At 50.4% G+C, this 13,489-nt stretch carries 10 protein-coding genes; 2 read left to right on the top strand and 8 right to left on the bottom strand.

Annotated elements, in window-relative coordinates; genetic code table 11:
• Positions 1-237: 237 nt before the first annotated feature.
• The 5 genes from C0081_RS14170 to C0081_RS14190 all read right to left on the bottom strand — a co-directional run bounded on the left by C0081_RS14170 (position 238) and on the right by C0081_RS14190 (position 6,351).
• Positions 238-1,449: an amidase family protein gene (locus tag C0081_RS14170; protein WP_101534502.1), complete on the bottom strand. Its 1,212-nt coding sequence runs from the start codon at positions 1,447-1,449 to the stop codon at positions 238-240.
• Positions 1,450-1,987: 538 nt separating this feature from the next.
• Entirely contained in the window at positions 1,988-2,275 is a 288-nt protein-coding gene (locus tag C0081_RS14175; RefSeq protein ID WP_101534503.1) for a DUF1330 domain-containing protein, read from the bottom strand.
• A 62-nt stretch (positions 2,276-2,337) separates the two neighbouring features.
• Complete coding sequence (locus C0081_RS14180; protein WP_101534504.1) at positions 2,338-4,266, bottom strand: TRAP transporter permease; 1,929 nt, start codon at positions 4,264-4,266, stop codon at positions 2,338-2,340.
• A gap of 78 nt (positions 4,267-4,344) precedes the next feature.
• The gene (locus C0081_RS14185; protein WP_101534505.1) at positions 4,345-5,340 is read right to left on the bottom strand and encodes a TAXI family TRAP transporter solute-binding subunit; all 996 of its coding nucleotides are present in this window, start codon (positions 5,338-5,340) and stop codon (positions 4,345-4,347) included.
• Between the two features lie 60 nt (positions 5,341-5,400).
• The gene (locus tag C0081_RS14190; RefSeq protein ID WP_180966905.1) at positions 5,401-6,351 is read right to left on the bottom strand and encodes a dihydrodipicolinate synthase family protein; all 951 of its coding nucleotides are present in this window, start codon (positions 6,349-6,351) and stop codon (positions 5,401-5,403) included.
• 165 nt (positions 6,352-6,516) lie between these two features.
• Between C0081_RS14190 and C0081_RS14195 the strand changes: the two genes are divergently transcribed.
• The gene (locus C0081_RS14195) at positions 6,517-7,545 is read left to right on the top strand and encodes a LacI family DNA-binding transcriptional regulator (RefSeq protein ID WP_101534506.1); all 1,029 of its coding nucleotides are present in this window, start codon (positions 6,517-6,519) and stop codon (positions 7,543-7,545) included.
• A gap of 682 nt (positions 7,546-8,227) precedes the next feature.
• Here C0081_RS14195 and C0081_RS14205 read toward each other — a convergent pair.
• Complete coding sequence (locus tag C0081_RS14205; RefSeq protein WP_101534507.1) at positions 8,228-11,284, bottom strand: efflux RND transporter permease subunit; 3,057 nt, start codon at positions 11,282-11,284, stop codon at positions 8,228-8,230.
• A gap of 4 nt (positions 11,285-11,288) precedes the next feature.
• A complete protein-coding gene (locus C0081_RS14210; RefSeq protein ID WP_101534508.1) occupies positions 11,289-12,539 on the bottom strand; it encodes an efflux RND transporter periplasmic adaptor subunit in 1,251 nt (416 codons plus the stop codon).
• A gap of 110 nt (positions 12,540-12,649) precedes the next feature.
• On the opposite strand from C0081_RS14210, the gene C0081_RS14215 reads away from it, so the two are divergent.
• On the top strand, positions 12,650-13,078 hold the full coding sequence (locus C0081_RS14215; protein WP_101534509.1) for an ion channel: 429 nt from the start codon (positions 12,650-12,652) through the stop codon (positions 13,076-13,078).
• 178 nt (positions 13,079-13,256) lie between these two features.
• On the opposite strand, the gene C0081_RS23415 is transcribed toward C0081_RS14215, so the two are convergent.
• On the bottom strand, positions 13,257-13,489 hold a 233-nt coding region (locus C0081_RS23415), incomplete at its 5' end, for a hypothetical protein (protein ID WP_210200515.1).

The following is a 13,489-nucleotide window of genomic DNA, read 5'->3' on the forward strand; positions in this document are numbered from 1 at the left end:
TTTTGTCTCTATTGTTGCTCGAATGCCTGAAATGGGCTCTAATCAGACTCGTGCAATGCACAATCTTCGAGTCCAAAACGCAGTTTCCAACTCGAAGAAGCGGCCCAGAGCCGCCATTCGGCGTGGGGGTTCACCATTCTGGAAGCTGCCATTCATGCGAACTGCAGCACTACATTCCCACAAACTCACACAGTGCGGACAAAGCGAGCCTTAGCTGTTGCTGCTCCAATGCCCGCTTTACCAACCTAGCATTTTCTTTACCGCACTTAACAGAAACTCGTCTTGATAGTGCCCCGCTGCAAATGAAAGGCCAACGGGGCAGTCCTCCACGGTAAGAAGCGGTGCTGAGATTTCAGGCAAACGTCCAACACCAGAAAAAGCCGTAATATTCATTGTCCGCCCATAAAAATCCATCACCGCCTCCATTGAATTAAGAGTGTTTTTGAGAGGAGCAATTACAGGAGTAGTTGGAAAGCAGATCACGGTTCCACAGGTCATCAGTGCTTGGATAGCGTCAAAAAATCGCTCACAACGATCAAGGCAATTCATAGCCTCGTATCGGTTGAATTGACGCACATTTTCATATGCCATTGAAAAAGTGTTGCTGATTTCCGGCGTATTGTTCTCAATCCAATTTCCGACAGTGTTTTGAAATTCCAAAGATTGCAAAACCCGTAGAGCATTTTCATTACAGTCGCTCAGAGAGGCGCCATCCCCTGCAATCTGTGCGAAACTGATAGTTTGCAGATCAACTCCAGTGCGGGACGATATATCATTCAATGCGACTTCTGCTGCTGCGCGCACAGATTTATCGGCGATTTCCATCGCATCTGATAGCACAAGAATACGCTGTAATGGTACAGCAAGACCCCCGCCGCTGCGCAATAAAACGCGGATAACTGAATTCAACTGCTCATAGCTAGAGGCAACGGCACCAACCGTGCTGACGCTAGGCATAAACGGCATTACTCCGGCCTCAGATATTCGGTGCAATGATGGGCGCATCCCCCAAACTCCGCAAAGACTGGCAGGAACGCGGATCGAGCCACCTGAATCCGTTCCAATAGAAAAATCGGATACGCCGTTGGCAACTGAGGCTACAGATCCACTTGATGAACCACCAGGAATCCGATTGGGTGCCTTTGCATTACGAGGCGTACCAAAAAATTGGCTTTCACCATCAAGACTATATGTAAACTCATCTGCAACGACCTTGCCCACACAGCGTCCGCCGGCGGCCAGAAGTTGGTCAACGCAAAGGGCGTTGTACTTTGGAGCATGGTGATGGTCTCGCCAAGTCGGATTACCATAAGAGGTCTTCCTGCCCGCTATATCGATATTGTCCTTCACCGTGAAATCGAGGCCATAAAGAGGACCAGTTGCGATTGGTTCAATTAGAAACCGCTCGACTAGGGAGCCAGATGGATCAAGATTGGAATGATTTGGCATAGCGTTTGCTGACTTTCGATGAAGACTCATGTTTCACCGGGGTATACCACCTAACGTTGATTGCCACGATCTAAATTGCGCAACTGGAACCCAAAGCTGCCATTTGTCGCATTGCGGGAACCTGACGGATTGGGCTCGGAGCGGCCTAGGGCAACGCGATACAGATGTGACCGACTGTGGTTGCCGCCACATGAATTTACGGCCCTGAGCTGCCGTTCGCTAATTTTTCAATGTCGCTNCGCTAATTTTTCAATGTCGCTGTGCAATTTCCGTTTAGCGGCCATTCATGCGTGATGCAGCATTTTCGCTTCTTCAACAGTGACAATGCGCACTTGCTTTACTCTTATTGCTTTACCGAGAAGGTCTCTAGAATAAGCAGGCAAGAAGTGGTCTTTCATAACGTTTAGAGTCGAGGGAGATCTGGATTATCGGTTGAGGTAGCCGCAATTTAATTCTAAATCGTTGACTTGGTGTTTATAGCCTTGCACAAAGCCGTAGGCGCCAAAACGCGGTTGCTGGCGGCTGTGTGATTGGGCATTCAATCTAGTTCTTCAACGATGACCAGATCGCGTTCGGACGCTCCCCGCGCAAAAGCAATCGCTTCTTGATACTCAGATGATTGATAGCAGGCCTCGGCCGCTTCTATGCTGTCAAACCGCACCACAACATTGCGCGCTCTGCCTTGGCCTTCCAGCTGGATGCATTTTCCTCCACTCGCAAGGAACTTGCCGCCATGTTTGGCGATAGCGGGTCCAGCCCGTTTTGAATAATCAGCAAAGCGATCCGGGTCGGTTACAGAGATATGGGCAATCCATAAAGCGGACATTATTACATTCCTTTGCAACAAAAATAGCCCGGCCTGAGCCGGGCTATGAGGCATGTCTTGGGCTAGTTCGTCATTGTCCCGGACTTGGTAAAGAGAAAGGTGCCCGGGTTATCGGGGGACAATCTTGTCAGTAGAATGAGCAGCAATATGATGCCCCAGCCGAGGCCCATGCCACACATCCAGACCAGAGAGCCGGAAGGAGCAATCACGGCGGTCAAACCCGCCAGCCCGATCAGTATGCGCACCGGTAGAGCCAACGGTCGAACGCACCAACCACCAAAAGCAACAGCCCAAAGGGACGTTGCAACAAACAGTCCGATGGCACTCAGAGCAATCTGACCATTACTGCCTTGGGCCAACACACCCATATCGAAGACAAATCCGAAGGGGACAAAGAAAGCCACCAAGCTGAGGCCAAAGGCAGACAGACCGGTTTTGACTGCAGGGGCTTTGCCTACCGCTGCTGCGGCAAAGGAAGCCAGCGCCACCGGAGGGGTGACCATAGAGAGTACACAATAGTAGAAGATGAAGAAATGAGCTGCCAACGGTTCGATGCCGACTTTCTGTATGGCAGGAACAAACAATACCGCACCAATAATATAGGCGGCGACTGTCGGCAGCCCCATGCCCATGATGATGCAGCCCAACATGGCCAGAGCCAGTGACGCATAGATTGAGCCTTCAGATAGCGAAACCAAAGAGCTGGCAAATTTAAGTGCTATGTTGGATTGCACCGCGACAGCGATGACAATGCCAATTGCCGCAATAGGAACGGCGACTTCAGCCGCTTGTTTTGGCGCGTTGCGCAATGCATCCACGATTTCATCCCGCCCAATCCAAGTGGAACGGCGCAGGAAAGGAACAACCAGAGAAGCAAAAGACGCCCCCACTGCTGAATAGGCCGCAGAATAGCCGCTGATCAACATGGCAACCAGAATAAGAGGTGGCAGGATGAGATGAATGCGCGGCCAGATGGGCGCGGTTTCTGAGACTTCCTGCTCGGTTAGGGCGCGAATTCCTTCGCGGCGGGCGGTCAGATCCACCACCAAGAACAGCGACAGATAAAAGGCCAGTGCGGGGATCAACCCCGCCAGCGCCAGACTGGAATAGGGCATGCCAAGCATCTCAGCCATCACAAAGGCAGCAACGCCCATAACAGGCGGCATCAACTGCCCTCCGGTCGAGGCAATCGCTTCGATACCGGAAGCCCGATAGTCTTCAAATCCTGTGCGCTTCATGAGGGGGATGGTAAAGACACCGGTGGAAACCACATTGGCCACGGCGCTGCCTGAAATAGACCCCATCAAGCTGGATCCCAGAATAGCGGCCTTCGCGGTTCCCCCTGTGGCGCGACCGGCCACCCGGATTGCCAGATCGATAAACAGTTGGCCACCACCAACAGCACTGTAAAAAGCGCCAAACAAAATGAAGTAGAAGATAAAACTGACAGACGTTGACGTGGTAATACCCAACACGCCTGCGGTGGTCATGGTGACGATTTCGATCGCTTCATCCATGAAAAAGCCGCGGAACCCGATCCAGCCGGGCAGAAAATTGCCAAAAAGCGCATAGGTTATGAAGACCAGAAGCACATACACCAGTATCATGCCAACTGCTCTTCGGGCCCCTTCAAGCAAGAGCAACACAAGCGCTGAGCCTGCGATGATATCCAGAGTGAATATCTCCGAGACATTTTCCATGCGCGTCGTCAGGCGGTCATACTCGACGAGATAATAGGCGCAAATGCCTACCGAAGCGAGCAGGACGATGCCATCGATTGCGATAGTCAGCCAGCGTGGCAAAAAATCAGCCTTGAGCGGCTTGTAGATGAACAACAGCACCAGAGCGAAGGACAAGTGAATGGGGCGGGCCAGCAACGGTTGTTGAGGCTCATAGAGCAGCCAGATCTGAAAGGCGACAAAAACGACACCGATCAAAAAGGCCGCTTTGCGCATCAGGTTATTGTTATTTTTAGCACTCTGAGCAGTCATAGTCTTCTTCCTAAGGCAAGACTGGTGAAGGACAGGCGGTCCCTATGCACCGCCTGTGATTGTTTTGTGAGGTTTTGGCTACATCAAGCCAGCTTCACGATAGTAGCGCTCGGCACCGGGATGCAGGGGAATGCCGGTATTTTCTGGCAACCAGGCTTTGGTTGGATCGAACCGCTTCCAGGCACCATGAGCCTCTTTCAACAAGTCAGCATTCTCAATCAGCGTTTTGGTAATCATATAGGCTGTTTCATCACTCAGACTCGCATGCCCAATGAGAACCGTGCCGATGTTTGCGCCAATTGTAGGGCTATCTTGTCCGCTAAACCACGGACCGAATTCACCGGCTGAAAGACCGTGTTTAACAATGAAATCTTGCGTTTCTTTCGGTAAATCAAGAAAAGCCACATCCACTGTCAAAGAAACTTCTGTAATGGTTGGATGGCCTTTGAGGATGGTATCGAAATAAATATCCGCATTGCCATTGCGCATTTGATCGGCAATCTGGCCTGCACCTACCTGGATTATATCGCCACCGTTTTTCTTAATCTGTGCAGCGCTTGTCCCAAGGGATTCCAGCACCATGTGAGCCACGGGCACAGCGCTGGAGCCTACCGGCTTCATCAGGATGCGAACCGGATCACCGGAGGTCAAAATCTCTTTCAGGTCTGAGGTGCCGCGCTCCTTCAAGAAGTCCTGACGCGCAATAGCACCAACATAAACGGAGTTGAGGCCGCCCACCAAGGCGCGAATATCGGGAGCCTTTTTGCCCTGATAAACATCGGCGCCTTCAGCGGCCCAAATGGCACTGGCCACATTGGCCAAGGCGATTTCGGCACGACCACTTTGAACGACCATCGGGTTTGCCACACCGCCACCGCGTGCGATGACTTCCAGATTGGCACCGCCCAAACTTTCGATCATTTGCTCCAGTGTTGCAGCAAAGACATACCAAGCAGTGCCTTCTCGCATTGCACCAATACGAATATCTTCAGCTGCCACTGATGTGATCGCGATACAGGACAATGCCGTTGCAGCAATGGTCTTTTTCGCGAAGGTCGAGAACTTCTTTAGCATTTGCAGTTTCCTCCCGTGCAAATGGCCCCCCGCGCGTCAATCACGGGGGTGCCTGTTACCTTAAAGTGATGCGAGCAATTTTTCATCAACCCGATCGATACCAGAAGCTTTAAGTGCTGCAATAATTTCTGCTTCAGCGTCTTTGCCCAGCGGCTTCAGTGGTTCACGGACCGTGGCATGGTCAAGCACGCCGCGCCCCATAAGTGCGATTTTTAGTGCAACCGTGCCTTCCATATGCGAGCCGCGATGATAAACCGAACGGGTGATAGGAAGGAGCTGCTCAAAGATTTTACGCGCGGAGGGATAATCCTGTGCTTTGCCTGCTGCGATCAATTTAACCAACAATTCAGGAGCAACATTACCATAACCAACCAAAAGGCCATCCACATCAAACATCGTCGGCAGCAACCATTCATCGTGGCAGCTGAGAACCTGAAGGTCGGGATTGGCTTCTTTCAGTGCAGGAATTTCAATATACCAGCGTTTCATATTGCGCACACCGTTTTTGGTGGCAACAACGCCTTCTTGAGCAGCAATGTCAAGCTGTGTGTCCAGATCATAACTGGTTTTTGTATTGTCTGGATATTGGAACAAAATGCACTGCAGGCCTGAGGATTCCCAGATGGCTTTGTAACGATCTTGTGGCGCACCTTTTTGGAAACCAAAGCGCAGCCAGCCGTGGTTTGGATAGACCAAAGCCCCTGTCGCGCCTGCGTCTTTGCATTTGCGTGCTTCATCAGCGGCCACTTGAGTGCCTTCACCAACGATCCCCGTGATGATCGGGATAGACCCATCAACAGCATCGGCATAGAGGCGAATCATTTCAAGCCGTTCTGCTTCCGAAAGGAAGGTGCCTTCACCCGCATGGCCCAGAATGACAAGGCTTTTAACGCCGTCGATAGACGCCAACCACTTTGCCACCCGCCGGTTGGCTTCGATATCAAGTTTACCGTCTTTTGTGAAGGCGGTAACGGGAGCGGGACTGAGACCGCGCAGATCCATAACTTGCATTGGAAATTTCCTCTCCATTATTCGGAATACTCGTTAGATTGTTCGTCAGACCATTTGTGTGGGAACGATATTGGGAACGTTCCCATTTTATCTTGCTATTGTCAAGCGAGAAGTGATAGGTGTTAAAACATGGACAAAAAACAACACCCTGTGAGGCGAGCCGTGATGACAAATATTCAAGGACGAGCAAAGTCTGATCGCGTGACACTGCATGACGTGGCGCGCGCTGCTGGTGTGTCCAAATCCAGTGTTTCAAGGCTGTTGGATGAACGGCTGCCGCGCTCCAACAGCGAGGTTGCACAGAGGGTCCGTAAAGTAGCCAAAGAGCTAGGCTATGTCCGGGATATATCGGCTGCGAATTTGCGCAGAGGCAACACCAGCATGATTGGCCTGATCGTGCCGCGTTTGACCGATACGGTGATGGCGATGTTATATGAAGCCTTGCAACGGGCCGCGAGCAAAACGGGCAAAGTGGTGATTGTGGCGACCACCGATGAAACACCTGAAGCTGAGCGCCGCGCAGCTGATACGTTGATTGGACGCGGTGTGGAATCGCTCATACTGGCCACCGCACGCCATGACGATCCCTTCACCAAGGAACTGGCGGAGCGTGGTGTCAAATATGTTCAGGCCCTGCGGACCGACGGGATTGGTTTGTCTTCAATCGGAGATGATCAACTGGGTGGATATTTGGCGACCCGACATCTGATTGATTTGGGGCATCGCAAGATTGGTCTGATTGCCGGGCCTGCATTTGCTTCCACCGCCAGCAAGAGAACCGCTGGTTATCATCAGGCTATGCAAGAGGCCAGATTACCGGTAGATGAGAGCTGGATTGTTCCTTCTACCTTCGGCATCGAGTCCGGCCGCGAGGCCGTGAAACAATTGATATCCCTTCCTGATCGCCCAACAGCGGTTTTTGCAGTCAACGATAACATTGCGATTGGAGCTTTTGCGGCTATCCATCAAATGGGGCTATCTGTGCCACAAGACATTTCTCTGGTAGGTTACAATGACATCCCGATTGTCTCGCATCTGACCACGCCCATGACCTCCGTGCATGTGCCCTTCGATCAAATAGCATCAGCTGCTTTTGAATTGCTCAATGCTGACGAATTATCTCCGCAGGAACGAACCAAGATTTCAATTCCCACCTTGATTCCACGGCAATCAACCGCTCCAATCAAGGCCTAACAGATCTGCAATCCAAATGGGAGATGTTGTCTCAAAGTCGGCCACGCAACGACCATTAAAATCCAAACATGTTTGGGCCATCCGAGTGAGGCTTGAACTTGCAGGTGCGGTGCGCAACTTAGCCCTGTTTAACCCAGCTGTTGATAGCAAATTGCGGGGGTGGGACTTGATCAAGCTTAAGTGGCCGATGTTTACACTGTGGGATCAGTTAAAAAGCACGCTTCGATTCTGCAGAGCAAGACCAAAACGCCCGTTCGATCATCCTATAATAATTGGTCATTCCTTTCTTGAGCTAGGCCGCCGTCGCTCTCGGCCCTAACCGGGCATTCGCTGTGTACCCGACATTGCAATGCAGCTTTCTTGAAGCAGCCATTCGTTTCGAGTGCAGCATGTCTTCATCTCAGAGTGCAGCAACACGGACTTTTTCGAACCTTGGTTGCGACGCAATGAATTTTCCCCATCGAAGATGATCAATAAGGTCAGAAATCAGAAGTGGTCACACGCACTCCTTGGTCGCGATGAATGCAGCGGCCTGGCCGGCGATCGCAAAGCCCCTTTGTGAGGCCGACATTAAAAGGCTAAGACTATGCGGCCTGGTGTTTCAGGTCGCATAGTAAAGAGAGATGTGATTGCATGATGATTTCGGAAAAGCCCCTAGGCGCCATCATGCAATGTCCTTGAACTATTGGGAAACCAATATCTCGTCATTTCCAATGCGGAAAAAGATCGCATACAGGACAGGAACCACGATCAACGTCAGAATGGTCGCAAAGCTCAAACCACAGATGATGACGACCGACAAGCTTTTGAAGAAGGGATCCCAAAGCAAGGGCACAACCCCGAGGACTGTTGTCAGAACGCCAAGCGAGACCGGCCTTACGCGACTCACTGCAGCATCGATAATGGCATCCATTCGAGCCTTGCCATCTGATATCTGGAAATCGGTTTCATCAATCAGAACAATCGCATTCTTGATCAACATGCCTGTCAGGCTCAAAATGGCGAGGATACCCATGAACTCCATAGGTGTGCCGAATGCGATCAGTCCGTACACCACCCCAATGATGGCAAGTGGTACGGTCAACCAAATGATGAGTGGTTGCTTGACGGCATTGAATAGCAAAATGACAACTACCACCATCGCGCCAATACCAAAGGGAAGCGTTGACGCAAGACCGGCATTGGCCTCTTGGCTATCGCCAAACTGCCCCTTCCACTCCATTGAGTATCCCGAGGGCAAATCAATGGCCTCAATCTGTGGCCTGATGCTGGTAAACAAGCTGGTTGCGTTCACACCTGGGGCGGGGTCTGCTTGTGGAATGATGGCAAGCTGCCGATTGACCCGACGTAGTTTCGGATTTTCAAATTCAGTAGAAAATCCAGAGACAACTTGAGTGATCGGGATATATTTTCCAGACACTGAGCTAAAGATTTGAACATTCTCGATCTGCTGGATGTCGTTACGGGATACTTCGTAAGGTCGGAAAACGATTTGCAACAGCTCATCTTCTTCTCTGAATATGCCGATGACCTTTCCATCAAAGAATTCAGCGATGGCCTTAGCGATATCTCCGCGTGTAAGCCCAACGCGTTGAGCGGCTTGTTCGTTGATTTTTGGTGCTAGCGTTTTTGTCATGTCGCCCCAGTCATCCTTCACGGCAACTGCACCAGCATTTCGAAGAACACTTTTAGCTTCCTCGGAAAGAGCCCTTAGAACCGATGGATCCGGACCTGAGAATTTGGCCGCAATTGCACTGCCGCCACCCGGGCCAAGGACGAACTTCCAAACCTTGGCTAGGCTTGATGGATAGGTTGCCTCAATATGGTTTTTGATCGTAGGAATGAGATCTTCAATGACTGTATAGTCGGTTACATCCACCAAAACCTGACCATAGGCCGTATTCCCGCTTTCGGCGGAATAGGTCAGCATGAAACGCAAATGCCCTCCGCCAACAACAGAATTCGTGCCTGTTACACCATCCAACTCGCGGATCCAACTGCCAATCTTTTCCAGATCTTCGGTGACCTGAAACTCAGTGGAACTGGCGGGAAGATTATAGTCGACGACAAATTGCGCTCTTGTAGAGGCAGGAAAGAAACCCTGTTTGACGGAACTGAATGCAACAATGGACGAGACAAACAAACCAATAACGAGTGCGACTGTGATCCAGCGCAATTCTACGGCAAGTTTGAGAATTTTGCGGTAGCCGCCAAGTAGCTTGTGCTCTTTTTTAGGTGCTGCCGACCCTGTCGAAGGTTTTAAAAGAAGCGTGCAGAAATATGGTGTCAGCCAAACTGCGGTCAGCCAACTGAAGAGCAAAGCGATTGTGACGGTCCAGAACAGAGATCCTGCATATTCGCCAGTATTGTCTGGTGAAAATCCGATAGCTGAGAAGGCAAGAAACCCGACTACAGTGCCGCCCAGCAAGGGCCATTTGGTCTGCTCTACAACAGATATGGCAGCGGACGCCGTGTCTTCGCCCTTTTGAATACGGACGAGTGTACTCTCAACAACCACAATGGCGTTGTCGACCAGCATGCCTAAGGCAATGATCAAAGCCCCCAACGAGATGCGTTGCATGTCCAGCCCGAAAGCCCACATGCCAAACAGCGTCCCAGCGATGGTGATCAACAGGATGCCACCCATCAGCAAGCCGCTTCGGATGCCCATAAAAATCAGCAGGGTTCCAACGACAATGACAAGCGCCAGGATCACGTTCATGACAAAATCATCAACAGAGGCTTTGACTGATGTTGCCTGATCTGAGATTGGAGTAAGTTCGATACCAAGAGGAAGATCGCCCTGTAACTCGGCCAGACGGGCCTTGACGGCCTCGCCCATTTTGACAACATTGCCACCTTGGGTGTTGGAAATGCCCAGTGCGATGGCTGGATTGCTATTTCTATAGAGCCGCTTGCCTTCGGGCTCTTTTGTGCCCCGTGTGATCGTTGCAATGTCTTTCAGGCGGAATGACTGTCCACCTTCGGAATCGTTCACATAGATTTCGCCAAGAGCCTCAACATTAGGGACGCCTGCTCCCAGACGTATTGCGGTTCGGGTACTGCCCGTCTCGATTGAGCCTGCGGAGGTGACCAGATCCTGACCTTCCAGCAATTGAGCGATCCTGTCTGAAGAAAGGCCCAATTGTGTCAATTGTGACGGGTTATATTCCAAATAGACGACTTCGTTCGGATCGCCGGAAAGCAGTACCTTTGAAACGCCAGGAACAAGAACCAGTTCTTTCTGAAGGTCTTCGGCATAGCTCTTGAGCTCAGTAAGAGAAAAGCCTTCGCCGGTGATGGCGTAGTAAAGAGCATAGACATCACCAAAGTCATCATAAACGGTTGATGCAATGGCATTGGGAGGCAGATTCCCTGCAGCATCTGAAATTTTGGCTCGCAATGCCGCAAATTTCTGTTGCAGTAGCAATCTTGATTTCGTGCTCTGAATTGTGAATTCAACGGTGACTTCGGATAGTCCAGGCGTTGAGACCGACTTGACCTCTTTGACGCCAGCCAACTGCTGAACGGCATTTTCGATGACGTCTGTTATTTCTTTTTCGACATCAGATGCAGTTGCGCCGGGATAGGGCGTGATGACTTGCGCTTGCCTGATGATAAATTCAGGATCTTCAAACCGAGGCAGCAAGGTATAGGCATAATAGCCAAGAAACAGGATCAATATTGTAGAGAGCGCCGAAATAACGCGCTTCTCAATAGCAAATTTTGCAAGATTCATTGAACTATTCCTTCCCGGCCGTTACGCGCACTTTCATGCCGTTTTGGAGGAAAGAAACTCCGGCGGTTACAACTTGCTCTCCACCGGACAACCCATCGGTAATTTCAAGCAATGATCCCATTGCTTTTCCAACAGAAACCAACTGTTTTTTGACGGTATCATTAGAGACAATCCAAACATACTTTTCCCCAGAGGGCTCAACAGCAAGCGCTGTACCTGGAATGGAAAGCTTGGATGACGTGCCATGGGGCTGGGTTAGCACCACAATCCCTGTCATGCCAGGAAGAACAATCGCTCCATCGGGCTGTTCAATGGATACGCGTCCACTGAATGTCTGTGTCGCGCTGTTAGCTTGTGTGTTGAATTCAACGAGATTGGCTTTGAAGGTCACATCCTCAATAGAATCAAGTTTGACGGAAATAGCTGGTGTTGCGTTTGTATCGATTTTGGCGACATCAGGTCCGGGAACATCGAATGACAGCTCGAGTTTGCTAAGTCTCTGAAGGATCGCGATTGTTTGTTTCGCTTGAATGTTGGCAAAATTATCAACCTCACGGCGAGCCACAATACCATCAAATGGAGCTCGGAGCGTTGCATCAGAAAGATTGTCCTTAGCTGATTTCAGATTGGCCTCAATACCACCGATCACAGCCTGTTGAGCTGCAACGTCCTCTTGCCTTCCCCCGGACTTTCCTTTGATGAGCTCCTGTTTGACAGCTTCGAGCTGAGCTGCGGCTACATCATATTGACCTTTGTCCTGATCAAGTTTGGCTTTCGCTATAATGCCTTTTTTGAATAGATTTAGGCTACGCTCCCATTGGTTGCGGGCGACTTCCATCTGCGCTTCGCTCGCAACCACATTTGCGTTCAGAGATGCGATGTCTTCTTTGCGTGCACCAGAAGTCAATGCACTCAACTGAGCTTGAGCTTGCAGCAGTTGACTTTCTAAACCAGAAATTTTCGTTTCCAGATCCCTCGTATCCAGCTTGGCGATTACATCGTACTTTTTGACGGAAGCACTGGCTTTTGCAGATAGCTCTATGACCTGTCCCGCTGTCCTGAAGGATAGCTCCACCTGTTGTGATGGCAAAACAATTGCAGGATAACCCTTTTCTTCAGCTACTTGCTCCGAAGCTACCGTAATTACTTTGACCGGGCGAATAACGGTTTCTTTCTGCGTCTCGGTTTCTTGAGAACAAGAGGCCAGCGCTAGCGTGATTAATAGGAACAATGCAGTGGATTGATGGTTTTTCATCGGAGTAAGCCTTCACTGAACATAAGGTCGGTGCATGCGATTTATACACTTTGGTAAAAGGAATACAAACAGAGTATACTACTTCTAAAGAGAAACGTAGGATATATAGAATGTCAGCACAAATCGCATGGGGCAGCATCCTGTTGGGTATGTGCTCATTTCTCCACTTGATTTTAATTGTCGGCTGGGTTGGTGCTCTAAAGCGCCAGTTCATAGAGAGAATTGGCTTTTCAGCTTTTATGAAAACCGGGATCCTCATTGGTGGTACTTTGTTACTTCTTGTTGTGTCCCACACTCTCCAAATATGGCTCTGGGCTGCCGTATTGATTTGGTTGGGCGCGCTGGAAAACTTGCCGACAGCTATCTATTTCTCGCTCGTTACCTATACCACACTCGGATATGGTGACGTCATTCTCTCCGATGCCTTCAAACTCTTTGGCGCGATGGCTTCCGTGACCGGATTGCTGAATTTCGGCATCAGTACTGCATTTCTTGTTGCCTTTATTGGCAAGGTCCTTCCCAACAATCTTGGTGACTGAAATTTGCAGAGCGCATCAGAAGTGCATTGCAAGCTGAATGCATTTCTTCAAACGCATTACCCACGGTTTATTTTGCAAGGGCTTAGAGGAAGCCCATGCGGAACTCAAAGAGGCAATAGCATTCGCGCTCAACCAAACTTGGGATGCAGGGAGCTTCGCATAACTGTTCTTATTGCACTCAGAAGACGCTCTTGCTGAAAAGCGATGTCTGTTTTATCCTTAGCACCTCAGCGTAAGAGGCGGATGGCAGTTTCCCGCCCGACCATGCTGCTGACAGAATGCGCCTTGAGCCTCCCTGAATGGCCGCTTTTTCCAGCTGCCTCAAAGAGCTCGCACCCGCAGTAAATGTCAGCAATCCGCCCTCTACCGCCATTGGTGCCAGATAGGCCTGAGCTGCACGTGAGGGTCCGC

Origin of the sequence: Cohaesibacter celericrescens (genome assembly GCF_002866925.1) — a bacterium.
Classification (GTDB): Bacteria; Pseudomonadota; Alphaproteobacteria; order Rhizobiales; family Cohaesibacteraceae; genus Cohaesibacter; species Cohaesibacter celericrescens.